The sequence below is a fragment of the Nitrospirillum pindoramense genome, assembly GCF_007827955.1.
In the GTDB taxonomy this organism is placed as follows: Bacteria; Pseudomonadota; Alphaproteobacteria; order Azospirillales; family Azospirillaceae; genus Nitrospirillum; species Nitrospirillum amazonense_B.
This window is the reverse complement of the sequence record NZ_VITR01000011.1, coordinates 13,892-36,183: the sequence shown is the minus strand read 5'-3', so window position 1 is coordinate 36,183 and position 22,292 is coordinate 13,892. Positions and strand designations below refer to the sequence as shown.

Below are 22,292 nucleotides of genomic sequence, written 5' to 3'. Positions count from 1 at the left end.
TCATAGGTTGTTTTGGGTCTTATAGGACGCGACCAGCCGCGCCAGCGCCGCGGACCGCTCCATGCCTGATTTTCGCAAGTTTAGGTAATGCTGGCACAACGCACCATAGATTTGCTTGTGCGGCGTGGCGTCGGCCACATCGATCATGCCCACCAGGATATCCACAGCCAGTTCAGGCTGCCCCATTTCCATCAGCGCGTCGCTGGTTTGGGCCGTGCGGTTGGCGATCATGCGCGGTTCCTCGATAAAGCGCTCCGCCGCCTGACGCAGCGCACGGCGCAGCCGATCAACCTCCGGATCGGCGGCCAGCACCGGGTGCCCCTCCTCCCGGCTGCGCAGCCAAAGGGCTGGCTCCATCGTCTCGCGGACGTCCAGCCAGGCGGGCAACCTCTCACCCCCCTGTCGCGCCACCACCTTGCCCTTGGGCGACGGCGCCGTCTCATCATCGCAGGCCAGAAGTGCCACGCCGCACAGCAAGAGGATCGCCAGGGCCACCGTCCTCATGGCGTGCCACCCTTGGCGCCCCCGGCCGGTGAAGGGAGCAGCGCCAGGAAGCGCGGGCCATCACCAACCTTGAGGCGCGCCAGTTCGCGGCGCTGGGCGATGTCGATCACCGACACGTCGCCAGAGAACCAGTTCGCAACGTAGGCGCGGCCGGCGCCGTCTGCCACCACGCCCTCGGGATAGCGCCCTACCGGAACCTGGCCTTCCTGTAGCAGGCGGGCGGCGTCGATGATGACTAGGCTGTTGCCGTGCTGGCTGGTGACCAGGATATGGGCGCCGTCCGGCGTCACCGCCACACCATAGGGCATGCGGCCGGCCGGGACGCGCGCGGTGCGCGTCAATGTGGCGGTGTCCACCACCGCGATATCGTCGCTCCGGACATTGACGACATAGAGGGTCCGTCCGTCTGGCGACAACGTCAGAGCGTAGGGACTGTCTCCGGTGGGGATGGTCGCCAGGACGCGCATGTCGTCCACCGACAGCACGGTCACGGCACCGCTCTCGCGGTCGGCGACATAGAGGCGGCCACCGCCCATCGCCACACCAGCCGGGCTACGGCCGACCGCCGCTATGGCAACCATCCGACCACTGGCGGCGTCAAGCTTAATCACGCGGTCCTTGGACCAGTCGGAGGCATAAATGAAACGACCGTTGGCGGCGATGCCGAAAGGCTGCCCCTCGACCGGCATTGTGCGCCGTATCGAGCCAGTCGCCCGATCCAGCACGGCGACACAACCGCCGTCGGGAAAGGCCAAGTACATCTGCGCCCCATCCGGCGACAGGGCGATGCCCGCCGGTCCCTTTCCCACCGGATAGGCGACAGACGCGCCGCCGTCCGTGTCCAGCAGGCTGACCGTGCCCGAATCCTGGCTGACCACCGCGACCTGCTCACCCGCCAGGACGGCGCCAGCCACCAGGATCAGGCTCAGCAGCAGCAGCGCGAGGAGCCGGCCGACCATCTCAGCCTTTCCCCTCCGCCTTGGCCTTGATGCCTTGCAAGCCCGCCTTGAACAACTGGCTCAGGGCCGCCTTCGCCGCCTCGTCATTCAGCTCGTCCGGCGGTTCATTGCCGGTGTCTCCGCGATAGACACGGGCGTACCATTGCACTTGGGCCCCCCCTTGCGCACCCGGGCTCACCACCAAGGTGGCGGAGTAGGAACTGGCCGGCAACGCCTTCAGGTTCGGATCCAGCATGCGGTAGGTGTAGGTCATGCGGGCCGGATCATATTCATCGACCTCCTCCTCGATCTTCTCGCCGTTCTTCAGGGTCATGACCCGCTTCTTGTTCGTACCCTCGCTGGCCTTGACCTCCGCATCCCATTTGGCGATGCCGGCGAAGTCGCCAGCCACGGCCCACACGGCGGCCGGGGATGCCTTGATCTCCACCGTCTCATCCACCTTCTGCGGCGTCGGGCCGTGGGCGACGGCGGGGCTCGCCATCAGGGCCCCGACGGCCAAGGCCAGAGGGAGTAGAAGCGCGCGTTTCATGACCACCTTCCAACTGCGTTGACGAAACGGGGAACGGCACCCCACCACCGCGCGGTGGGGAAAAGACCGTAGGCCGCCAGCAGGGCCGCCAGGGCCAGGGCGCCCGGTACCCAGCGGACGTCGGCATGGCCCGCGCTGGGGCGCGGTGTGGCGGCGGCCAGCAGGGCACGGGTCAGGCGCCGACCATCCTCCAGGTGCGCGTAGGTCAGGCCCGTACCGCCCGCCAGGGCGCGCAGATAGGGCTCACGGACGGAGGACAGATGCTCGGTGCCCGTGGGCATGCCCGACCCGAAGGGGGCATTGCGGGCCTGGTACCCGGGGCGGCTTTCCGCGTCAGGCGGCGGCGGGCCGAAATGGTTCTCGTGCTGCACATCGTTGACGCCCCAGAAGCCGATTTCGTTGCCCCGGTCATCAAACTTGGGGATAGGCGCCAGGCCGTAACCGCCGGCACCGACGACCACACCCCGTACCGCGCCTGGCTTCCCGTCGAAGACCGGTCCGCCGGACAGGGGCAAGGGCGGCGTCTCCTGCCCATCGGTGATGAACATCAGGTCGCTGTCCAGGCCTTGAGCCATGGCGATGGCGCCGTAAAGGCCCTCGGCGATATGGCTGTCCCCCTCCCATCCCTCACGCCAATCGACGGAGTCCACCGCACCGGCCACGGCGCCATAGTCGCGGCAAACATCCACCGGCTCGAACAGCAGGAAAGGCACGCGCTCGCTGAACAGGGCCAGGCCCACGCGACTGGGACACGGCAAACGGCCCAGCAGGTCGCGCAGCGCCTCCTTGGCGACGACAAGGCGGCTGACCGGGGCACCGCCCCGGCTGTAATCACGGGTGTTCATGCTGCCGGTGATGTCAACCACCACCAGCACCCGTACCCCGTCGCGGGTAATGGGCAGGCGGGGTAGCGCCACGGCGGCGACCGCCAGGACGATGGCGGTGGCCAGGGCCAGCACTCGGGGGTCCCGGGCGTTTTGGCGGATCATGGCGGCGATGGGCACCCTCATGGCCCACCTCGCGGCGTGCCGGGAATGTCCGTCCATAGGCGCTTGCGATCCACCTGGCCGGTGTCGCCCACCGTGCGCTCGAAGGCGGGAAAGTCACGGATCAGGCGGGACGCCACATCCAGGTTGAACTTGGCATCCCAATCGTCCGGCGCCAGGGTCAAGGCGCGGCGGTATTCCTGGCGCGCCAGCACGACGAAGGGGCCGGCTGCGTCGATCTTCCCCTCGGTGATGAGGTCCAAGCCCCGGCGCAGCCAGGCGTTGGCCAGGTTGTAATGGGCATCGGTGCGGATGCGCGGGTCCGCGCGCCCGTCCAGCGCCTCCACCAGCGGCTGGGCCTCCGTCAGGCGATCCTGCCGGATCAGGAACTCCACCCGCGCCAGCACCACGGCCGGCGCCGCGCCGGGCGCCACGGCCAGATCGCGGTTGGCCTTCAGCCCTGTGATGGCTCGGTTATCCGCCGCCAGATGCCGCGCCCAGACCGCGGTGGCCAACACCGCCAGCACCAACAGAACGGGCAAGCCGGTGAAGAGGATGGTGGGTGCCCGCCTCATGCCGCCACCCTCCGATCCGGTCGCGTGGCAGCGGGTCGCACCCTGACGCGGGCCTCCATCAGCTTGGCAGCCAGAAGCAGCAAGAGGGGCGGGCAGGCCAGCGCGTAGGCCCAACCCGTCAGGTCGCGGCGGGGCAGATGTTCCGTATAGGTAATGGGATAGCGTTCCAGGGCGTCGATCTGGCGGATGGCCTCTTCCACCTGCCCAGGGCTTTCCGCCTGGAAGGCGTGGTACGGGACGCCCAGGGTTTGGAAATAGCGGTGCAGGAAGTGCTCCGGCATGGCCTGGGGCGTGTTCTCGTCGGGCCCAGGCTCATCGAACAGCCCCTTGCTCCCGGCGGTGCGCAGGAACAGGAAATAGAGGTCGGCGCGATAGCGGGCGAACAGGGCGCGCAGTTGATCCTGGACATGCGGGTCGATGACCGCCCCACCGTCGGAGACCAGCAGGATGACATGATGCTCATCGGGCCGGTCGGCGGCGAACATGGACAAAGCCATCCCCAGGCCGCGCGCGATATTGGTGAAGTTCAGACCGCGCCGATCGCTGGCGTTCACCGCCGCCAGCACGGCGTCCTGGTGGTCCGTCAGGGGCAGCACCAACATGGGCGCCGTGGAAAAGGCGGCCACGCCGAACAAGTCATGTGGCCGCCGGCCGATGAAGTCACGCAGCAGGCGTTTGGTGGCGGACGCCTTGGACTCCTCCGCCCCCTCCGGCGTGCGGCCGGCGAAGGTGTCGCTCATGCTGCCGCTGCGGTCCAACAGCAAAACCAGTTGGGCGCCCGTGCCGATGCGGCTGACCAGCCGGCCGCCATGATAGGGGCCGGACAGCGCCAGGATGATGAGGGCGATCGCCAGCATGCCGGCGATCCGCAGCCCCAAGCGCACCCAAGCGGACAGCCGGTCGGCGGGGACCACGGCGATGGATCCGATGGCGGTACGGCGGTGGGGGGATCGCAGCCAAGGCAGAACGGCCAGCGGCAGCAGGACCAGTACCCAGGGATGGTCGGCATTCAGGATCATGGCCGTCCCCGCTCGGCAGCGGCCAGGGATCGGCCCAGGACCTGCAGGTCCTTGAAGGGCAGCACCTGCCGCGCCTTGGCCGGCGCGCTGCCGAAGAAGGCCTGACGCGAGGCCTGGAAGAAGGCCTCCAGGCCGGCGCGTGCGGGGGTGAAGACGGGGCGGCGGTTGAGGAAGGCGGGCATATCGTCGGCCAGGACACGGCGGCCGGCGGCGCCGTCCAGCGCGCGATGGAGGATCAGCAGCGCCTCGAGATAGCCCGTCTCCGTCTCCCCCCGCGCGCCCAGACGGCGCAGATGACGTACGGCGGCGGCGAAGTCGCGGGCGGGCCGGCGGCGGAAGGGCCCCCAGGCGCGATGATAGGCCAGGGGCAACAGCGCCAGGAGGGCCGCCACGGCCAACCCGCCGGTAACCGTCCACCAACGTCCGGTATCCAGGTACCCTGCCGGCCGGTCGGGTTGCAGATAAGCCTTGGGGTCCTCCTGAACCGGCGGCGCCACCTCACGGAGCGGGGAGACGCCGATGGTCCAGGGCGGCACGTCCACAGCCTGCGCTGTCCCGCCGATCAAGAGCCCCACGGGAAAACCCGGCATCTGCATGCGCCGCGCATCCAGCGCCACATAGAAATTCTGATAGATCAGGTGCAGGGTTATGGTCCGACCATGCCGCACCACCGTGATGTCCCGCAGGTCCAGCCAATAGGCGACAGGCCCCGGCACCGGCAAGCTGGCGCGATCCAGGGTGGCACCGGCGGGCACAGTGAGGATGACATCCGCCCGGATAAGATCGCCCGTGAAGAAACCAATGTCCCGCTCCGCCCGCACCACCACGTCTGGGGAGGCATCCCCGGCCGGCTGAGCCTGGGCGGCCCCCAACAGCAGGACGGTCAGCGTCGCCGCGATGGGAAGGATGCGGGCCGCCATCTTTCAAGCCTCCAGCAAGCCGCGGGAGAAATCGTCCAGGTCCAGCCGGTCGGTCACCACCACCGGGGTGCGGCCATATTGTCCCGCCAATTGGCGCAGCGCCGTCTGACGGGCGGCATCCTCCGCCAACCATCGCCGTTTCAGTGCCGGACGCATGAACACCAACCGCCGGGCACCGCTTTCCAGGTCGGCAAGATCCAGAAGCCCCCACTCGGGGAGGTCGGCCCCTTCGGTGGAATCGCGAATGATCACCGGCACGATGTCATGTAGGGCCAGGCTCTCGAACACCCGGCGCAGCAGGTCCAGGGGCAGCAGGAAGTCGGAAACGAGGAAGACCATCTTGCGCGCACCGGCCAGGTAGGGCGCGGCCTCAAGCAGCCCCTCCGCCCCAGCCCCCACCCACCGCGACGGCTCCAGCAGCATTTCCACATCGGCGGCCACGCCACGGCGGGCGGTGGCGGGCAGAAAGCAGTCCAGCCGCAGGATGGCGTCACAGCCGATCAGGCCGAAGCGGTCGCCGATGCGGGTCGCCGACCGAGCCAGCGCCGCGCACAGTTCCCCCACCAGTGCCGCCTTGGCGGCATTCCCCTGGTAGCGCAGGGAGGCGGACAGATCGACCAGGGCATAGACATCGATGGACGCCCGCTGGCGAAGGCGGCGGACCATGGTGGTGTCGAAGGGATCCAGGGCGGTGGCGCGCACGTCGATGCGCCGGGCATCGGGATGCGCCGCGAAAGGCACCAGGTCGCGGAAGGTGCCCATCCCCCCCACCTGCCGGCTGGGGTGGGCGCCGACGCGCAGGCCGGTGACGGCCCCCCGGGGGCGGTAATGGATATCCGCCGTCATGGCACCGGCACCGTGGCCAGCACGGCGGCGCATAGATCGCGGACGATGCTTTCCCGCCGCAGTTCATAGACCGGGTCCAGAAAGACACGGTGGGCCATGGTTTCCACGAAGACGTCGCGCACGTCCTCCGGCACCAGCATGTCGCGCCCCTCCAGCCAAGCGCGCACCCGGCCGGCACGCACCAGGAAAGCCAGACCGCGCGGGCTGGCCCCACCCAGGACCAAGCGGTCCATATCGACGCCCGGAAGCGCGACGCCAGCGGCGGCGGGGTGGACGATGGCCTCCCAGAGGCGGGTGACGTAATCCTGAACGGCCGTGCTGGTGTGGACGGACTGCTGCACCTGGGCGGCGGCGTCCTCCAGTCCGCGATGGTCCAGGACGGGGCCGGCGATGCCATCCAATAGCCGGTCCACGTCGTGGAAGCGGGGATCGAAGATCAGCTGCCGCCGCGCCTCGAAATCCGTGGGCGCCTCCACCGGGATTTCCATGAAGAAGCGGTCGCGCGCCGCCGCCGGCAGTTCAAAGGTTTCCTCCTTCTCCACCCGGTTCCGGTCGGCATAGACCTGAAGGAAGGGAAACTGGTACGTGCGGTTGAAGGCCGTGACCGAGCGTTCCGCCATCAGGCGCAGCAGCAGGGCGTGGACCTGCGGCCGGGCGCGATTGATCTCGTTGAAGAAGAAGATGGACAGGCTGTCGGCCTTGGCCAGCACGGCCGACGGCTGCACCCGGGGGCGCCCGTCCTCAGCAATGAAGGTATGGTAGAGCAAGTCGGCGGGCATCATGTCCACGGTGCCCTCCATCCGTTCATAGGCACCGCCCAGCGCACGGCCGAAGGCCCGCAGCAAGGTGGTCTTGCCCACGCCGACATCGCCCACCAGCAGGACGTGCCCCCGCGCGAAGATGGAGATCGTCACCAACCGGATGGCGCGCGCCTGGCCCACCACCACCCGACCCACGGCAGCCTCCAGGGCATTCGCCGTCCCCCGCAGATCGTTCAACGTCGCACCGTTGGATGCCATGTCTTTCATGAGCGCCGTGTTCAGTGAAGGCCGTCAAGCCGATCGCTTCGCCAACATTGCGGAAAGGTCGGCCCAGGTGGAAGATCGCCACCCGGGCCGCCGCGACGAAATGCGGAAGTCCCAGGGTAAAAAATCGGTACTCAGACGAAACAGCGGCACGTTCAATCGTTCGGGATCTTGTCCACGTCGTAAATGAACTTGCCGGTCTTCTTGAAGTACGCGACACGCTTGGCGTTTCGCGCCTCCATCTCCCGCTCGGACTGGTCCTGCTTGGCCAGTTCCTTGGGGTCATGCTTGGGGTCATACTTGGACCCCGCGATCACCGCGGGGAAGCCGGGCTTCGGCTCCCAGCAGTTACCAGGCTCCTTGCAATGGGTGCCGTCGTAGGCGAGGGCCGGGGCGGCGAGGCCCAGACCCGCAGCCATGGCCAGCACCGCGACAGTATTTTTCATGGTTTCCTCCGTTGCTGTGGGCAACACGTCAGCGGACGTGCGTCTTGTCCGCTGCACACATTCCCGGCGCGTCTTCCGGGAATTTCTCCCCGACCTTGAAAGGCCGGTAATTCTTCTTCTGGGCGTCGGTCAGCCAAGGGGCGTGCTTGACGTCGTCCTTGTAGAGGTGCCGCACCCAGGCCATGACCTTCAGGATCTCATCCAAGGTCAGATCGTAATGGGGGCCCATCTGGGCGCGCGCGCCGCCAAAAATGGTCTCAAACAGCCCCTGGTCCGTCTCATTCTTTGGATAGGTCCAGTAATCGTCGTTGAGACCCGGGCCGATTTTGCCCTCGCCCACATGGCCATGGCAGCCGGAACAAGCCTCAAGATAGATGACCTCGCCCTTCTTCAGGCAGCTCTTGTCCTCAAGGTAGGGGTCGACGCCGGTTTGAAGGAATTTCCTCACACCCGGCGTGTCGCGCCCTTCCTCCTGCGCCATCGACAAATCCAAGGGTTCGCCCGTGTCGGTGTTGCGCAGGTCCAGGCTGGTGGGTGGAAGGCCTGCGGCGGCGCGCGCGCTGGTCCACCAGGCGCCACCGGCCGCCACGCCGGTGCAGGTGAGCAAAGTCAGGCTGACGAACAACTTCTTCATGACTCATCCCGATTTCCGTGAACCCCAATCAAGTCGGTGCTCAGTTGGCGACTTCGACCAGAGGTATCCCCTCCTCCGCCAGGACGGCCGCGATCTGGGGGCGGGCCTTGACCAGTGCGGCGTTCAGGGCGGCCAGCAATTCGGTATCGCCTTGGCGGACACCCATCGACTGGTCATAGGTCTGGGGCAGTTTCTGTCCATCGCTCCGGCTGGCGTCGTCCTTCACCGGCGTCATCCGCAGGGCCGGGTCGGCCTTGACATAACGGGCGATGGAGGGCGCGAAGGCCACGGCCAGATCGGCGCCGCCGTTGCGCACCTCGCCCGCCATGCGCTCCGGTGCGATCTGGACGTATTCGTTCCGGGGAGAGCGGAAGCCCACCAGGGAATAGAGGTAGGACATGTTGTCGTTATAGCGGTCCACCTGCTTCAGCATCGCCTCGCTGGGTGAACCGAACTCCACCACGATATGGCCGACCTTGCGGATGGCCGGATCGTTCCAGGACTGGATGTCCAGGTGCTTGTCCTGGCGGGTAACGAAGACGTAGCCGGTGCGATAATAGGGGGTCGTGGTCAGGACGCGCGGGTCGCTGGCATCCAGGCCGACGACGACATCGCATTTCTTTTTGTCCAGCCAGTCACGCACCAGATAGATCGCCGGCTTATCGGCATAGACGAATACCGGCTGACGACCCATGGCCTGGGCAACGGCGGCGGCGATCTTGTTCTCGAAGCCGGAGCCGTCAGAGGCGGAGTACGGCGGTTCCTCGGCGCTGACACAGATGCGCAGGGCGGGCTGAGGGGCTTCCGGCGCGACCGCGGGACCGGCACCGGCCTCCGCGACGACGGGCGCCAACAGGACACCGGCGGCCAGCAAGGCGCGCGCGGTGAGGGAACGGACTGTCACGGATTTGGACATGGGGCTCACCAACAGCAATGTCGGGGTCTGCGACGGTTCCCCCCGATCCGCTCTCGCCCATGGGACAGGGCAGCCGCAGACCGGGGAGAAGGCGGAGGAAGCGCTCACTTGCCGCCCTGGTACTCGCCCACGTTCACGTCGTCATAAGGGCCCTTGCCGTTCAGCGAGAAGACCATGACGCCGCCGCCCATCTGGGTGTAGTTGGCCAACTTCTTGAAGGCGCCCACGGCACCCAGGCCGGCGGTCGGGTCCTGCAGGTCGAAGACCAGGCCCACCCCCGGCCAGCCGCCCACGCCATAATAGATGGCGACGTACTGCGTGCCGTTGTGGCTGTAGGTGATGGGATAGCCGATAGCGCCGGACGGCAGCTTGAACTTCCACAGCAACTCGCCCGTGTCGCTGTTCCGCGCCTTGATGAAGCCATCCAGCGTTCCGTAGAAGACAAGGTTGCCGGCGGTGGCGGTGGTGCCGCCCCAGACGGCGAACCGTTCCATCTTCTCCCATTTGAACTGGCCGGTGATGGCGTTGTAGGCCTTGATCTGGCCCAGCCCCTCGAAATTCTGCCGGTCGCCCTTGGGGCCGGGATACATGTTCAGCGTGGCGCCGACGAAAAACTGGCCGGCACGATAGGGCAGCATGAACGGTTCCCAGTCCATGCAGATGTGGTTGATGCCCATGAAGAACAGCTGTTTGTTGGGATCGTAGCTGTCATGGCCCTGGTTATGATAGCCCATGGCGGACGGGCAGATATCCTTGCCCAGATGGTCCATGCGCGTGCCGTACTCTGGATCACGCACCGGGACACCGGACTTGAGGTCCACCGTCTTGAAGACATTGACGGTGTCATCGATCTTGTTGGCGGAAACCAGGTCGCCGGTGGTACGGTCCAGGGTGTAGACGATGCCGTTGCGATCCGGATGCGTCAGCAAGCTGCGCATCTTGCCGTCCTTGTCCTTCTGCTCGGACAGCATCATCACATTGACGCCGGCATAGTCCCATTCGTCATGGGGCGTTTTCTGATAGCCAAACTTGGCCTGGCCGGTATCCACATCGCGGGCGAAGATGGTCATCGTCCATTTGTTGTCACCCGGGCGCATGGTCTCATTCCACGGGGCCGGGTTGCCGGTACCGAAATATATCAGGTTGGTCTTAGGGTCGAAGGCATACCAGCCCCAGTTGGTGCCGCCACCGATCTTCCAGGCCTCACCCTCCCAAGTGGATTGGCCCAGCCCCTTCTGGCCGTAATGGGGATTCTTGATGTTGAAATCGGACGCCAGCAGCAGGTCCTTGTCTGGACCGGTGGCATAGGCCCGCCAAACCTGCTCGCCCGTATGAACATCGTAGGCGGTGATATATCCGCGGACGCCCAATTCAGCGCCGGAGGACCCGACGATTACCTTATCCTTCACGACATAGGGCGCGATGGTCAGGGTGGAACCGACCTTGATGTCGGAATTCTCCATCTTCCACACCAGTTCACCCGTCTTGGCGTTCAGCGCCTCGATATGGCCGTCCAGCAAGGTCTTCAGGATCAGCGGCGGCGTCTTGGCATCACCCGGCCAGTAGGCCAAGCCGCGGTTGACGATGTCGCAGCAGGCGACGGAGCGGGCCGCCGGGTTCTGCTTCGGCTTGTCCTGCCACAGGATCTTGCCGGGATCGTCCAGGCCCAGGGCGAAGGTGACGTTGGGGAAGGAGGTGTGGACGTACATCACCCCATCGACCACCAAGGGGGCGCCCTCGTGGCCGTTCAGCAGACCGGTGGAAAACGTCCAGGCCGCCTTCAGATTCTTGACGTTATCGACGTTGATCTGGTTGAGCTTGCTGTAATTGTCCGAGTGATAATCCTTGCCCGGCATCACCCAGTTGGAGTCATCGTTGGACATCTTGTCCAGCGTGTCGTTGGCCTTGGCCACCCCCATGCACGCCAGCATCAGAACTGAAAAGACCGCAGTCATCGACGTGGTGGCGCGAAGCGCTTTCATTTTTCGTGACCTCCCAGCTGTTCAGCGTGCCAGCCTTGTTATCGCGGCTGGTAACGAGGTCAATAAGAGCCACATACCTTTGCGGGGTCTATAGTACTTTGTGTGGTCTTTATTATAACAAGCACCAACTATTACTTAAAATAATTTCCCCATGATCATTCTTTATCATGGGCGCGGCCACAGAAAATTCCACAAGGAGGTTCCGCAAAAGTAATGGGAACATTTGGCAAATGCCTTGGGAAACTTGCCGGGAATTTGATAGGCGGGTGCGGACGAAATGTGAACCGGCATGCGGTTTAGACGCCGATCGGCACAGAAACTATTTGATTTTATTGGGGTTAACCGGGCGCATATGATAGCGCCGATTCTCTGCCCGGCACATGCCCCTTGAGACCGCCACACTCAGCGCAGCCTTCATGCTGGCAACCATGGCAGCATGACACAGCCGGCCAGATATGCCGGAGAGCACGACGCCAAGGCGCGCCAGCTACCTGGCGGACAGCCACATGGGCGGCACCCTGGGTGAAATGCGCATGCCGGACTTCGCCAAGGGCTATCCCGACACGGAGATCGCAGACCTGGCCAACTATGCCCTAGCAGGGTGCGGAAGAATGGAGCGTTAAGGCCCCTTTCCCCATGAACCAAGCCGATTGAAGGCTTGATCGAGGGGCTACGGGCCGCTTTTGCGGCCATTTTTCCCGGATACCGCCGTTTGCAGGCGGAATCCGGTGTCAATCGGCGGCGTAACGGGACCCCGTATCGGCGCCCAATAGGGACCCCAGTGATGTGCTGGCAATCGGGTTGTCCCGGTAGCGCATAGGAGGGCCCCGTCCCCGGAGCGCAGCGCCCCCGGCGATGCGCGGAGCGGAGGGGACGGGAGGTGCCTGTGCGCCCACCGGGGGAACCCGCGGGGGTGGGGTCCGGGGCGGGGGGCGGTGATGGGAAGGCGGTCAGGCGCGGTTCTTGAAGCGCCAGCTCTCGTTGCCGGTCTCGACGATCTCGCAGTGATGGGTCAGGCGATCGAGCAGGGCGGTGGTCATCTTGGCGTCGCCGAAGACGGACGGCCATTCGCCGAAGGCGAGGTTGGTGGTGACGATGACCGATGTCTGTTCATAGAGGCGGCTGACGAGGTGGAACAGGAGCTGGCCGCCCGCTTGGGGGAACGGCAGGTAGCCGAGTTCGTCCAGGATGATGAAGTCCAGGCGGCTGAGGTGGTCGGCCAGCCGCCCCTGGCGCCCCAAGCGGCTCTCGGCCTCCAGCTTGTTGACCAGGTCGACGACGTTGAAGAAGCGGCCGCGCCGCCCACCCCGGATGCAGGCGCGCGCGATGGCGATGGCCAGGTGGCTCTTGCCGGTGCCGGTTCCGCCGACCAGGACGACGTTGCGCTGATGGGCCAGGAAGTCGCCGCCCGCCAGGTCGCGGACCAGGGTCTGGTTGATGGGCGTGTCGTCGAACGCGAAGTCGTCGATGTCCTTGGCCAGGGGCAGCTTGGCCAAGGTGATCTGGTAGCGGATGGATCGCGCCTGCTTCTCGCTGATCTCAGCAGCCAGCAGGTCACCGACGATGCGCTGGGGCTCATGCTGGCGCTTGACGGCCGTGGTGATGATCTCGTCATACGCCGCCTTCATGCCGTAGAGCTTCAACTCGGCCATGGCGGCCAGGATTTCCGGGCGCTCCATCACTGTACCCTCCTCAAGGTGTCGTAGCGGGCGCAATCGGCCATGGGGGCTTGGCGCAGCACCAGCGTGGCGGGTGTCTGGATGGGCGCCGGCGCCGCCGCTTCCCGCCGCCGGGCCAGGATGTTGAGGATGACGGCAGCGGAATGGACGTTCTCGCGCAACGCCTCGGCACAGGCCGCCTCCACCGCCGGGAGGCCGTCGCTCAGCACCGCCGTCAGGATGTCGACCATCTGCCGGTCGCCGTCGTCGCTGCCCGCCAGCTTGCGCCGCACCCGGTCCAGCGCCGTGGGCAGCACCCAATCCTTGAAGGGGGCGCCGTTGCGCAGGGCCCCCGGCTTGCGCGCCAGCACCGGCACATAGTGCCAGGGGTCGTAGACGGTGCGGTCGCGGCCGAAGCAGCGCGCGTGCGTCCCCACCACTTGGCCGTCCTGGCGCAACTCGATCCGGTCGGCATAGGCCCGCACCTCCACCGGGCGGCCCACCGCCTTGGCCGCCACCGAGTACTTGTTGTGGTCGAACCGCACCAGGCAGGTCTTGGACACCGACGCCGGGGTGGCGTGGAAGCCGTCGAACCGCCCCGCGTAGCCAACCAGGCTGTGCCGCTCCGCCTCGAACATCTCCCAGACGGTACGGTCCCGCTGCTCGGGATGCCGGTGCGCCTTGGCGTAGGCGACGCACTGGTCCACCAGCCAGCCGTTCAGCTCCTCGTAGCTCGCCACCCGCAGGCGCGGCGTGAAGAACCGTTCCCGCACCAGGCCTACCTGGTTCTCAACCTGGCCCTTCTCCCATCCCGCCGCCGGGGTGCAGGCCACCGGCTCCACCAGGTAATGGCTGCACATCTGCTGGAAGCGCCGGTTGTAGGCCCGCTCCTTGCCCACGAAGATCGCGTCCACCGCCGTCTTCATGTTGTCGTAGATCCCGCGCGTGCAGGTGCCCTTGAAGAAGGCGAACGCCCGGTCGTGGGCGTCGAACACCATCTCCTGCGTCTCGCGCGGATATGCCCGCACGAACAGCATCCGGCTGTGGCACAGGCGGACATGGGCCACCTTCACCGTGACCGTCACCCCGCCGATCAGCACCACCTCGTGGCTCCAGTCGAACTGGTAGGCCTCCCCCGGCGCAAAGCTCAACGGCACATAGGCCGCCGCCTGCGACGCTCCCCGCGCCTTCTGCCAGGAACGGGCGTAGCGCCGCACGGCGTCATAACTGCCATCGTACCCGGCGCCCCGCAACTCCTCGTAAATCCGCACCAGCGTCAGCCGCTCACGCGCCGCCTTGGCCTCATTGGCCAACAGCAACGCGTCCAGCCGTTCCCGCCACGGGCCGATCTTCGGCTGGGGCTGCGCCGTTCGCTCGTACCGGAACTCCGTCGCCTCCGAACGAAGCACCTTGCGGACTACCTTCCGCGACAAACCCAGTTCACGGCAGATCGCCTTGATCGGCTTCTGCTGAACAAAGTACGCGCGCCGGATCTTCGCGATCGTCTCCACCACCAGCATCCCAATCAAGGCTCCCGCCATTGCCATGGGAGCCAGTATGGACCCGCGCAAAAGGGGGCCCGATTGGACGCAGATCACCCCTCATACGGGGTCCTTATTCCATGCCGATTCACAGCGGACCAAGCAGCGGATCACGCACATCCTCATCCGCGAGGTCATTCTCGACCTCGACGAGACGACCAACGAGGCCTTGGTCACCATTCATTGGCAAGGCGGCCGTCACACCGAACTGCGCGTGTCGCGCGTTAAAACCGGACGCCATACCGCCGACCGCCAGCCCAATGCCTTGGAGGCCATGCGAAGGCTAGGCGGGCAATGGCCGGATCGGGAAGTCGCGGTGACGATGAACCGGATGCACTGCAAGCCGCCCGATGGAAAAGCATGGACAGCCGTGCGGGTCCGGGAGATGCGCGAGCGTCTTGGGATCGCACCATTCGATCCGAAGTCACGAGGCGAAGAGACGATCAGCGCCGAACAGGCCGCAGCCCGCCTCGGAATCTGCGTCGGTTCGGTTCATAAGCTGATCCGAGAGGGCATCCTTCCCGCAACACAGCTCATGTTCTCGGCGCCGTGGCAGATCCCGACAGCCGCGCTTGAAACCGACGTCGTCAAGGCAGGCGCACGGGAAATCGCAGCCCGAAGGCCAAAGTTCTATAAGCGATTCCATGAGGATAAGTCGATCAAGCTACCGGGCTTCTAAGCAGAGGGATGCACTATGTCACGTGACCGCCCCGCTTGCCCCGGAACAGGAACAGATGGCCGCTGAACGGGTCGGCCCTCAGCACCTGCTGCACCTTGGCCGCCAGGCCGTCGAAGCCGTTGCGCAGGTCAACCGGACGGCAGGCCAGGTGGACCTTGGTGCCGGACGCCACGCTGATCAAAGTGCTGCCTTCAAGGCCCGCACCACCCGCGACAGCGCCTTCTCGTTGACGGACGTGTCCACCCGCAGCCGCACGCCGCTGGGAAGCTCGACCTCGATCAGGCCCGAACGATTCCGTTCCCAAGGAACCACCGCCTCCGCTTCAGGCGGCGGGCTCTCTGCGTCCGCGACAGTCCCCAACGGCAGGAACTCCAACGGCGCCTCAGACCGAAACGCCGCCGCTGCCTTCTGCGCCGCCCGCCAGTTGTAGATCAGGCTGCGGGGAAGGCCGTATCGCTCCGCCACCACCGGCACTTTGCCGCCCGCCGCGTCAACTTCGGCCAGCAACGCCGCCTTCTCTTCCGTCGTCCAGCGCCGCCGACGCGCCAGCAGTGTCGCCCCCGCCACGTTCCCTCCTTCTGGACCCCTCCAGAAGGAATCCCGACGGCCAAGCTTCCGCAGCCATCGTCAAAGGCGCAACACGGCCAAGGCCGGACGCTTACTTATGAATAACGGGTTCACAGAAAGATCTTTGCCCATCTGTCCAAATATCTTGGCGTACTGAGGCTGCATGATCTTCTTTTGGCATTTTGGATTAGACTTATCACTTTGTGCTATCACTTATTGAATAAAATTCTTCCAATATCATAATGCACAACAATACCGTTAATATGGCTTAATTTCTTATTTATATAAGATACGACCCCTATCGATATATTTAGAGATCCATCATTATTCCATGATATATTTGGGTCAGCTTCACCAGATTCCTTAACAAAGGAATAGGCCGCCCCATACTCCATTATTATGTCGCTATTTCCATTCCTCATATTAATCTTGATCGACACATCATCAGAACTGGCAATCCCATCACATAACTTATTCACTAACGCGATCTGCATGCCGTTGTGAGGCGGCCCGATATTTTCTTCTGCTATCGAACAGGATTGAAATTTATGGGTTTCGAACCAGACGATAACGCCTGCACTTGACGCTATAAGCATCACGATGCACAGCAGTAAAATGCGCTTTCTGAGAACATGACCTTTCATCTTTTGCAGGCTCCGCTTTGGGCAGCATTCCATCCATTGGTCCAGGCACTAACTTGGGCAGGATCACCGGCGTTACTAGAAAACATGCCAGCAAAACCACCAGCTATATCCATGGTTTGAGACAGAGAATATCCCGCTCCATTCATAACAATGCCCACCGCATAATTACTCGCATAAGTATATGCTCTTATGAACGACTGTCCATTCCTTTGGAAATCATACATTCCCCCATGCCCTACAGCCATCTGTATACCGAAAGTATCTAATGGGAAAGGAGTCCCATTCAAAGATTTTCCGAAAGCATAAGCAGCTGCAAAATCTGCATAGCCCGGCGCATTGAACGTAGTGCCATCAGGAGCCGTTACCGACTGCGATCCTGCCGGGACTCCCTGTACCCGGTTTTGTATTCCCTTATATGGATCAAAAGGCGCTTTCGGAACTGGACCAATCTTCCCCGAGCCAGGGCAGGGCGTAGTTTTATCACTTTGTGGCGCCCCCCCTGTAGAGCCACCTGTCTCTCCCCATGACAGCGCCCCACCTTGAGGATTAGGGCTGTTAAGGGGAATATCGCGTTCAGGCCGATAACCCGGAACAGGAATATCTGGAATAGGAGGCAGGCCATCCAGTGCTTTTTCCAGAGGGTTTCTTTCTGTTCCAGTGGGACATGAGTTATCTTCTAAACATGATTGTAGCCCGGTTGGATCCGTCCTGTTGATTGGATCCCCCTCCGCATAAGCATACAGGTTCATGCCGGCGGCGTAGCCGGTGGGATCGGCCTGGGCGAACTTGCCCAGGGTGGGGATGTAGATGCGAGCCTTGTAGTGGTAGGCCTCGATCTCCGCCAGCCAGATCTGGCCCGTGTACTGGAAGCGACCCATGTTGTTACGGGCCGGCCGGCCGTACTCGTCGTAGGTGTTGATGCCCAGCACCCGGCCACTGTCGTTGGCTACCGCGATGATCGAGCCACGTTCGTCCGGGATCAGCCAGCGGCGGTCACCCGTGCCCGCCCCCTGGTACCACACCACCGTCTCGTCCACTCCAGCCCCGGGGATGTAGCGCCGCTGCATCACCCCGGGGCTGGAGCCGTCGTATTCCGCCACCAGCCGGTCCCCGAAGTACAGGAAACGCGTGGTCGAGGACTGCACCACCTGGTACAGGCGCCCCAGGCCGTCATATCCCAGGCTGGTCCCCGACAGGCTGGTCAAGTGGTTGTCCACGTCATAGGCCATGGTCGCGCCGGCAAAACCGGTGATGTTGCCCCGGCCATCATAAGTGATCGCCTGCCCGCCAGACGACGTCGCCTGGTTCAGCGCGTTCACCGGCTGGCTGAGCGTGCCGTTGGTCGGCACCGGCGCCGTGTATTGGGCGTTCGACAGCGTCCGTCCCAGGATCTGGCCCGCTTGGTTGTAGCTGAACGTCACCGACAGGTCGGCATTGCTGCCCGTCATCTTCTGCGAGGTCAGTCGCGACGCGCCGTCGAAGCCATAGCTGGTCGTCACCCCGTTCGCCCGCTTCGTCGCAGTCCGCCGGCCCGACTCGTCATAGGTGTAAGTCACCAGCCGTGACGCGTTGCTATCCGACACCGAGCTGACCCCGTCGGCGTTGGTGCAACTGGTGCCTGGCACCCACCCCGCCCAGATGCTGGTCAGCGCGCCCGTCCCGTCATAACAGTACGTCGCCGTGAAGTTGTCCGGCCACACCAGGTTCACCAGCCGTCCCGCCGCGTCGTACCGGCTGCCCACCGTCTGGGTTCCCGTGGTCTGGCTGGTCAGGTGGCCCAGCGCGTCATACGTCTGAGAAACCGTCGGCCCCGTCGACGATGTGGCGCTCGTCAGGCGGCCTAGGTTGTCGTACGTGCTGCCCAGCGTCACGCCCGCGCCCGTCCGCCCCGTTATCAGGCCCAGGTTGTCGTAGCTGTAGGTCAGCTGTTGCCCGTCGCGCAGCGTCTGCGTCTTCACCCGCCCCGTCGCCCCGTCGTAGCCGTAGCCCGCCTGCGACGCGCCACCGTTCGCCGACGGGTAGGTCACTGTCTGCAGCCGGTTCAGCGTGTCGTAGGCATACGAGGTCGTGTTGTTGTTGCCGTCCATCAGGGTCTGGGTCAGGCCATCGGCTGTGTAACTCGTCTGCGCCACCAACTGGCCGTTTGCCGACTGCGTAAGCGGGCGCCCGGCACCGTCATACGTCACGCTACTCACCCGGTCATCAACCTGGCCCCCCATGGGTCGCGTGATCGACTTTGGATAGTTCGCCTTGTCATAGTCGTACTTGGTCACCACCTGGTTGCCATCCGACCCCGTCAGCGTATCCTGCGTCTTGCGACCGGCGGCATCGTACAGGCTATCAACCTGCTGCCGCACCGAGATCGCGCCGGCGACATTGCTTTCCGTCGCGTTGCCCACCGTGCCCTGCTTGACCGTCACGACCAGGTTCTTCCGGTCGTCATAGGTGGTGCTGACCGCCCGGTAGCCGCCTGTGCCGGCCACCGGCGCCCCCACCGTGCCCACCACTCGGCGGATGGCGTCATAGGTAAGATAGGTCGTGCCGCTGCCCGGCTGGGTCACCGACAGCGTGTTGCCGATCGTGTCATAGGTGTACGACGTGGTGGCCGACACGCTGTTGTTCCCCGCCCGCCGCGTCACCGAAACCGGCAGCGGGTTGGAGGTGCCGTAGCTCACCGTGGTGATCACCCCATCAGCCGAGCCCGTGCAGGACGCCCCGCTTGCGCATGCGGACGTGCCTGACAGGCGGTAGACCGCCGCCCCCGTCACCTGCCCGCTGCCGTTGTTGTAAACGGCGCTGTATTGACCATAGGTGTAAGACGTGGTGGGCGTCAGGTTGTTGGCCCCCGTGGGGGCCGTGACCTGCGTCACCCCGCCGTGGGTGGAATCATAGCTGTAGGTCGTCACCTTGCCGGCCGCGTCGGTGGTGGTCAGCGGCTTGTTGCACCGGGCGGGATAGTTGCACGTGACCGAACCATTGTCTTCATACGTGGCCGATGTGGTGCTGGTGGCGCCATCCGTGCCCACCACCTGCGTCTGCGTCACATCACCGCGGACGTTATAGCTGTACTGCGTGTAATCGCCCTGGGGACGGGTGATCTTCTGGACCCGGTTCAGGGTGTCGTAGCCGATGGTGGTCGTCAGCGACAGACTCGAACTGACGACCCGCGTGTCACTCTTCATCAAACCCGTGGTGAGGTCGGATGTCACGATCCGCTGGCGGCCCTCGGGATCGGTCACCGTCGTCGTGCGGACGGATCCGTTGTTGCTGTAGCCGTAGGCCCACGTGCCGACGCCATTGTTGACGCTGATGACGCGGTTGGAGGTGTCATAGCTGATGACGAGGTCATCCGAGCGGGTAGAGTCATCGGTGGCATCCTTGCTCCACCGGATTCCGGTCATGTTGCCGGAGGTGTAGGTGTAACGCGTGACGCGACCTAGGTTATCGGTGGCCGTGCGGTACGTCCCGCCGCCCCCATAAGTGACCTCGGGCCACTTAGGCGTCTTCTGGTCGGCCAGCTTTCTTTGTTCAACCGCCGTGCATTGCTGTGCTTTCGGGTCGCACACCTCTTCCGCCATGTTGAAGCCGACGACGCCGGTAACCGAAACCCAATTCCGTAAATCATCAATCAAAGTAGTATTGTTAGCCAGATAGATATAACGAATTTGATAGCCAAGATTACTCGAAACAGATTGTAAACGCCCGAATGGCTTCGGTTTATTGCTGCCGTCGGCGTCCACAAACGTGGAATAAACGTAGTTCCACGTCCAGATCTCACCAGACGGGAACGTCATGGTTACAATGCGTGCTTGATTGGCGCGACCCATCGTACTGGTTGTACCCGAGTAGCTTTGAAGGCCGACATTACAACATACCGAATGCTGGAAACTGGCGACGGTGCCATCCGCCATGGTGTAGGTGAAAATCTGGCCGAAGGAATCGACCGTCAAAGTCGATGGGCCACCGCCGGCGTTGGTAAAGACGCCGTTGGCCAAGGTGAACGACTCGGATGCCCCACCGAGACTTACCGTATAGACGTTGCCGGTGGCGTCGATGCCCCCTATTAGTGTATCACGCCAGCCTGTGCCGATGAAGCTGCGCCCATAGCTCAGCCCTCCCGCCCCCGGCTTGCCGATTACCACCTCCTGCACCGACAAGGTGAACGTCCCTGTGCCTAGATCTACGTTCTGTGGATCGACATCCGAGTAAACCGGCGGCGGAAGGGTCAGGGCATCCTGTGCCCAAGCTCCAGACGGCGCCAGCGCCCCCAATGCCAGAATGGGAAGAAGGGCAAACAGGCGACCAGCGGCACGGCGGCAGGCGGAAATCATGCGTCCTCGCGAAGGCGGGCGAAAATGACGAAGGCGGATTATGGGAAAGGGGAATGAGCGAGTGAGAATGCGCTGCGTACGATGGTGAACGACGCACACCCCATTGCAAACGCTCCCCATCAATGGCAATTAGGCAATAATCAATTCCGCACGCTAGCCTAGTGGCGCGGCACGGACAAAGAACTTTCTATCGTTAAAATGCGCGGAACAACTCCCATGCCGTGTGCTACGGTGCTCACGCGCTGGTCAGAATCGGAAGAGACCTTGATGGCACCCCATCCTGCTTCGACGGCGGCCCGCCGCCAAGGTTCCGCCGTGGCGTTCGCCATTGCCCTTGCCGTCGCGGGACTGTTCGCCAACACTACCCGCGCGGATGATACCACCAGCTACACCTACGACAACCAGGGCCGCTTGTGGAAGGTCACCGCACCCGGTGGCGCCGTTACCACCTACACCTACGACGCCGCCGGCAACCGCACCGGTGCGACCACCACGGGCGGTTCCGCCACCTCCAACTACGCGACCAACACGGTCATCGTGCTGCCCCTGCTGGGGGGCTTCGTCCTGCCTGTCACGAAAGATCCCTGGCCGCAGTAAATTCGTAAAGTAGATTGCGGAGCGGCCTTTTCCTTTTGGGGTTTAGCAAAAATGAAATCTTGTCGTTATTTCGCGGCGGCGGCCATTTTGGCGCTTCTGACCGCGCCCAAGGCGTCCTTGGCGCAGAGCCTGCAGATTCTTCGCATTCCGGATGCTAGCCTCATCAAATACGCCATAACTGCAGATGGAAACGTCTACTTAAGAAACATTTCTGATTTTGACAGTACTTGGCTGGGATGCTGCCAAGCCTATTGGATACCACTCAATACAGATTCCGGAAAAGCAATGTATTCCGCCATACTGTCGGCAGCCATGACGCATACACCTATATTCTTATATGGACCAAAGACGGGCGGAGCCGTCGTTCAAGTGGGGCAGTTTTAGATACTGTATCTAAATCTGAATTAGAAGACACTTATGCGGGTCCAGTAAGTTCGGACATAAAATCATTAATCACCATACTTTCTTCAATTGCGCAGGAGCGCCAGGGGGATTCAAGTTGTCTAAAATTTATGGGAAATTCGGCATTATCACCACCACCTTGATGTGGCTTTTTAGCACCCAGCCCAGCTTATCTTGGGATTTTTCTTCTTCTGGCCACATTGTTTCTCTTTATCATGCCAATCCGGGTAATGCCTGGGGGGTGATTGTGGCCATCGACGGCACCATTACCGGATGCAATGGCGTTGGCGCTCCAAATACTGCCTATCTCGCACAATCGAGTTCCAATTATCAACAATACTTATCCGCAATTATGTCAGCATATTATGCTGGAAAAGTCGTTGTTTTGTTTGGAAGCAAGGACAATCAGGGCTTTTGTCAAATTGTCGATTTCTATGTTGGGAACAAGTAATCGAAGCAGTGAAATACTTCCGAACCAACCTCTGCCCACGCTGGCACTTCAACATTGGTGGAAAAATGAAAAAACTACTCC

At 63.4% G+C, this 22,292-nt stretch carries 24 protein-coding genes; 5 read left to right on the top strand and 19 right to left on the bottom strand.

Annotated elements, in window-relative coordinates; all coding sequences use genetic code 11:
* The 13 genes from FBZ90_RS18360 to FBZ90_RS18300 form a co-directional block, all read right to left on the bottom strand.
* On the bottom strand, positions 1 to 504 hold the full coding sequence (locus FBZ90_RS18360) for a hypothetical protein (protein ID WP_145734415.1): 504 nt from the start codon (positions 502 to 504) through the stop codon (positions 1 to 3).
* A complete protein-coding gene (locus FBZ90_RS18355; protein WP_145734413.1) occupies positions 501 to 1,463 on the bottom strand; it encodes a YncE family protein in 963 nt (320 codons plus the stop codon). The genes FBZ90_RS18360 and FBZ90_RS18355 overlap by 4 nt, the downstream gene beginning before the upstream one ends.
* Before the next feature lies 1 nt (position 1,464).
* The gene (locus tag FBZ90_RS18350; RefSeq protein ID WP_145734411.1) at positions 1,465 to 1,992 is read right to left on the bottom strand and encodes an SRPBCC family protein; all 528 of its coding nucleotides are present in this window, start codon (positions 1,990 to 1,992) and stop codon (positions 1,465 to 1,467) included.
* Complete coding sequence (locus FBZ90_RS18345; RefSeq protein WP_145734409.1) at positions 1,989 to 3,002, bottom strand: vWA domain-containing protein; 1,014 nt, start codon at positions 3,000 to 3,002, stop codon at positions 1,989 to 1,991. The genes FBZ90_RS18350 and FBZ90_RS18345 overlap by 4 nt, the downstream gene beginning before the upstream one ends.
* The gene (locus FBZ90_RS18340; RefSeq protein WP_145734407.1) at positions 2,999 to 3,553 is read right to left on the bottom strand and encodes an MxaK protein; all 555 of its coding nucleotides are present in this window, start codon (positions 3,551 to 3,553) and stop codon (positions 2,999 to 3,001) included. The genes FBZ90_RS18345 and FBZ90_RS18340 overlap by 4 nt, the downstream gene beginning before the upstream one ends.
* Positions 3,550 to 4,572: a vWA domain-containing protein gene (locus FBZ90_RS18335; protein ID WP_145734405.1), complete on the bottom strand. Its 1,023-nt coding sequence runs from the start codon at positions 4,570 to 4,572 to the stop codon at positions 3,550 to 3,552. The genes FBZ90_RS18340 and FBZ90_RS18335 overlap by 4 nt, the downstream gene beginning before the upstream one ends.
* On the bottom strand, positions 4,569 to 5,492 hold the full coding sequence (locus FBZ90_RS18330; RefSeq protein WP_145734403.1) for a nonribosomal peptide synthetase MxaA: 924 nt from the start codon (positions 5,490 to 5,492) through the stop codon (positions 4,569 to 4,571). The genes FBZ90_RS18335 and FBZ90_RS18330 overlap by 4 nt, the downstream gene beginning before the upstream one ends.
* A 3-nt stretch (positions 5,493 to 5,495) precedes the next feature.
* The gene (locus tag FBZ90_RS18325) at positions 5,496 to 6,338 is read right to left on the bottom strand and encodes a DUF58 domain-containing protein (RefSeq protein ID WP_145734401.1); all 843 of its coding nucleotides are present in this window, start codon (positions 6,336 to 6,338) and stop codon (positions 5,496 to 5,498) included.
* On the bottom strand, positions 6,335 to 7,357 hold the full coding sequence (locus tag FBZ90_RS18320; protein WP_246130486.1) for an AAA family ATPase: 1,023 nt from the start codon (positions 7,355 to 7,357) through the stop codon (positions 6,335 to 6,337). The genes FBZ90_RS18325 and FBZ90_RS18320 overlap by 4 nt, the downstream gene beginning before the upstream one ends.
* Positions 7,358 to 7,518: 161 nt before the next feature.
* The gene (locus FBZ90_RS18315) at positions 7,519 to 7,809 is read right to left on the bottom strand and encodes a methanol dehydrogenase (protein WP_145734397.1); all 291 of its coding nucleotides are present in this window, start codon (positions 7,807 to 7,809) and stop codon (positions 7,519 to 7,521) included.
* 28 nt (positions 7,810 to 7,837) lie between these two features.
* Positions 7,838 to 8,443 (bottom strand): cytochrome c(L), periplasmic, encoded by a 606-nt coding sequence (gene moxG / locus FBZ90_RS18310; RefSeq protein WP_145734395.1) that lies wholly within the window; start codon positions 8,441 to 8,443, stop codon positions 7,838 to 7,840.
* A gap of 40 nt (positions 8,444 to 8,483) precedes the next feature.
* A complete protein-coding gene (gene moxJ, locus FBZ90_RS18305; protein WP_145734392.1) occupies positions 8,484 to 9,359 on the bottom strand; it encodes a methanol oxidation system protein MoxJ in 876 nt (291 codons plus the stop codon).
* Between the two features lie 104 nt (positions 9,360 to 9,463).
* A complete protein-coding gene (locus FBZ90_RS18300; protein WP_145734390.1) occupies positions 9,464 to 11,341 on the bottom strand; it encodes a methanol/ethanol family PQQ-dependent dehydrogenase in 1,878 nt (625 codons plus the stop codon).
* A 455-nt stretch (positions 11,342 to 11,796) separates the two neighbouring features.
* Here FBZ90_RS18300 and FBZ90_RS27910 point away from each other — a divergent pair, with 455 nt between their 5' ends.
* Positions 11,797 to 11,964, top strand: coding sequence for a hypothetical protein (locus FBZ90_RS27910; RefSeq protein ID WP_186455897.1), 168 nt, complete (start codon positions 11,797 to 11,799; stop codon positions 11,962 to 11,964).
* Between the two features lie 327 nt (positions 11,965 to 12,291).
* Here FBZ90_RS27910 and istB read toward each other — a convergent pair whose 3' ends face one another.
* Together istB and istA are read right to left on the bottom strand one after the other, a co-directional pair.
* On the bottom strand, positions 12,292 to 13,020 hold the full coding sequence (gene istB, locus FBZ90_RS18295) for an IS21-like element helper ATPase IstB (RefSeq protein WP_145734388.1): 729 nt from the start codon (positions 13,018 to 13,020) through the stop codon (positions 12,292 to 12,294).
* Positions 13,020 to 14,519: an IS21 family transposase gene (istA, locus tag FBZ90_RS18290; RefSeq protein ID WP_145734593.1), complete on the bottom strand. Its 1,500-nt coding sequence runs from the start codon at positions 14,517 to 14,519 to the stop codon at positions 13,020 to 13,022. Before istA ends, istB begins: the two co-directional genes overlap by 1 nt.
* A 37-nt stretch (positions 14,520 to 14,556) precedes the next feature.
* Between istA and FBZ90_RS18285 the strand changes: the two genes are divergently transcribed.
* The gene (locus FBZ90_RS18285) at positions 14,557 to 15,219 is read left to right on the top strand and encodes a helix-turn-helix domain-containing protein (RefSeq protein ID WP_145734386.1); all 663 of its coding nucleotides are present in this window, start codon (positions 14,557 to 14,559) and stop codon (positions 15,217 to 15,219) included.
* Positions 15,220 to 15,232: 13 nt separating this feature from the next.
* Here FBZ90_RS18285 and tnpB read toward each other — a convergent pair whose 3' ends face one another.
* From tnpB to FBZ90_RS18265, 4 genes are all read right to left on the bottom strand, one after another.
* On the bottom strand, positions 15,233 to 15,391 hold the full coding sequence (gene tnpB, locus FBZ90_RS18280) for an IS66 family insertion sequence element accessory protein TnpB (protein WP_420872611.1): 159 nt from the start codon (positions 15,389 to 15,391) through the stop codon (positions 15,233 to 15,235).
* Positions 15,392 to 15,396: 5 nt separating this feature from the next.
* Positions 15,397 to 15,786, bottom strand: coding sequence for an IS66-like element accessory protein TnpA (tnpA, locus tag FBZ90_RS18275; protein WP_145734381.1), 390 nt, complete (start codon positions 15,784 to 15,786; stop codon positions 15,397 to 15,399).
* A 209-nt stretch (positions 15,787 to 15,995) separates the two neighbouring features.
* Positions 15,996 to 16,430 carry a hypothetical protein gene (locus FBZ90_RS18270; protein WP_145734380.1) on the bottom strand — a complete coding sequence of 145 codons (435 nt, stop codon included), beginning with the start codon at positions 16,428 to 16,430 and terminating at the stop codon, positions 15,996 to 15,998.
* Complete coding sequence (locus tag FBZ90_RS18265; protein ID WP_186455896.1) at positions 16,427 to 20,761, bottom strand: RHS repeat-associated core domain-containing protein; 4,335 nt, start codon at positions 20,759 to 20,761, stop codon at positions 16,427 to 16,429. Before FBZ90_RS18265 ends, FBZ90_RS18270 begins: the two co-directional genes overlap by 4 nt.
* A 267-nt stretch (positions 20,762 to 21,028) precedes the next feature.
* On the opposite strand from FBZ90_RS18265, the gene FBZ90_RS18260 reads away from it, so the two are divergent.
* From FBZ90_RS18260 to FBZ90_RS18250, 3 genes are all read left to right on the top strand, one after another.
* Positions 21,029 to 21,358, top strand: a complete 330-nt coding sequence (locus FBZ90_RS18260) for an RHS repeat domain-containing protein (RefSeq protein WP_211102154.1) — start codon at positions 21,029 to 21,031, stop codon at positions 21,356 to 21,358.
* Positions 21,359 to 21,409: 51 nt separating this feature from the next.
* Positions 21,410 to 21,742, top strand: a complete 333-nt coding sequence (locus FBZ90_RS18255; RefSeq protein ID WP_145734374.1) for a hypothetical protein — start codon at positions 21,410 to 21,412, stop codon at positions 21,740 to 21,742.
* Between the two features lie 115 nt (positions 21,743 to 21,857).
* The gene (locus tag FBZ90_RS18250) at positions 21,858 to 22,211 is read left to right on the top strand and encodes a hypothetical protein (RefSeq protein WP_145734372.1); all 354 of its coding nucleotides are present in this window, start codon (positions 21,858 to 21,860) and stop codon (positions 22,209 to 22,211) included.
* Positions 22,212 to 22,292: the final 81 nt, after the last annotated feature.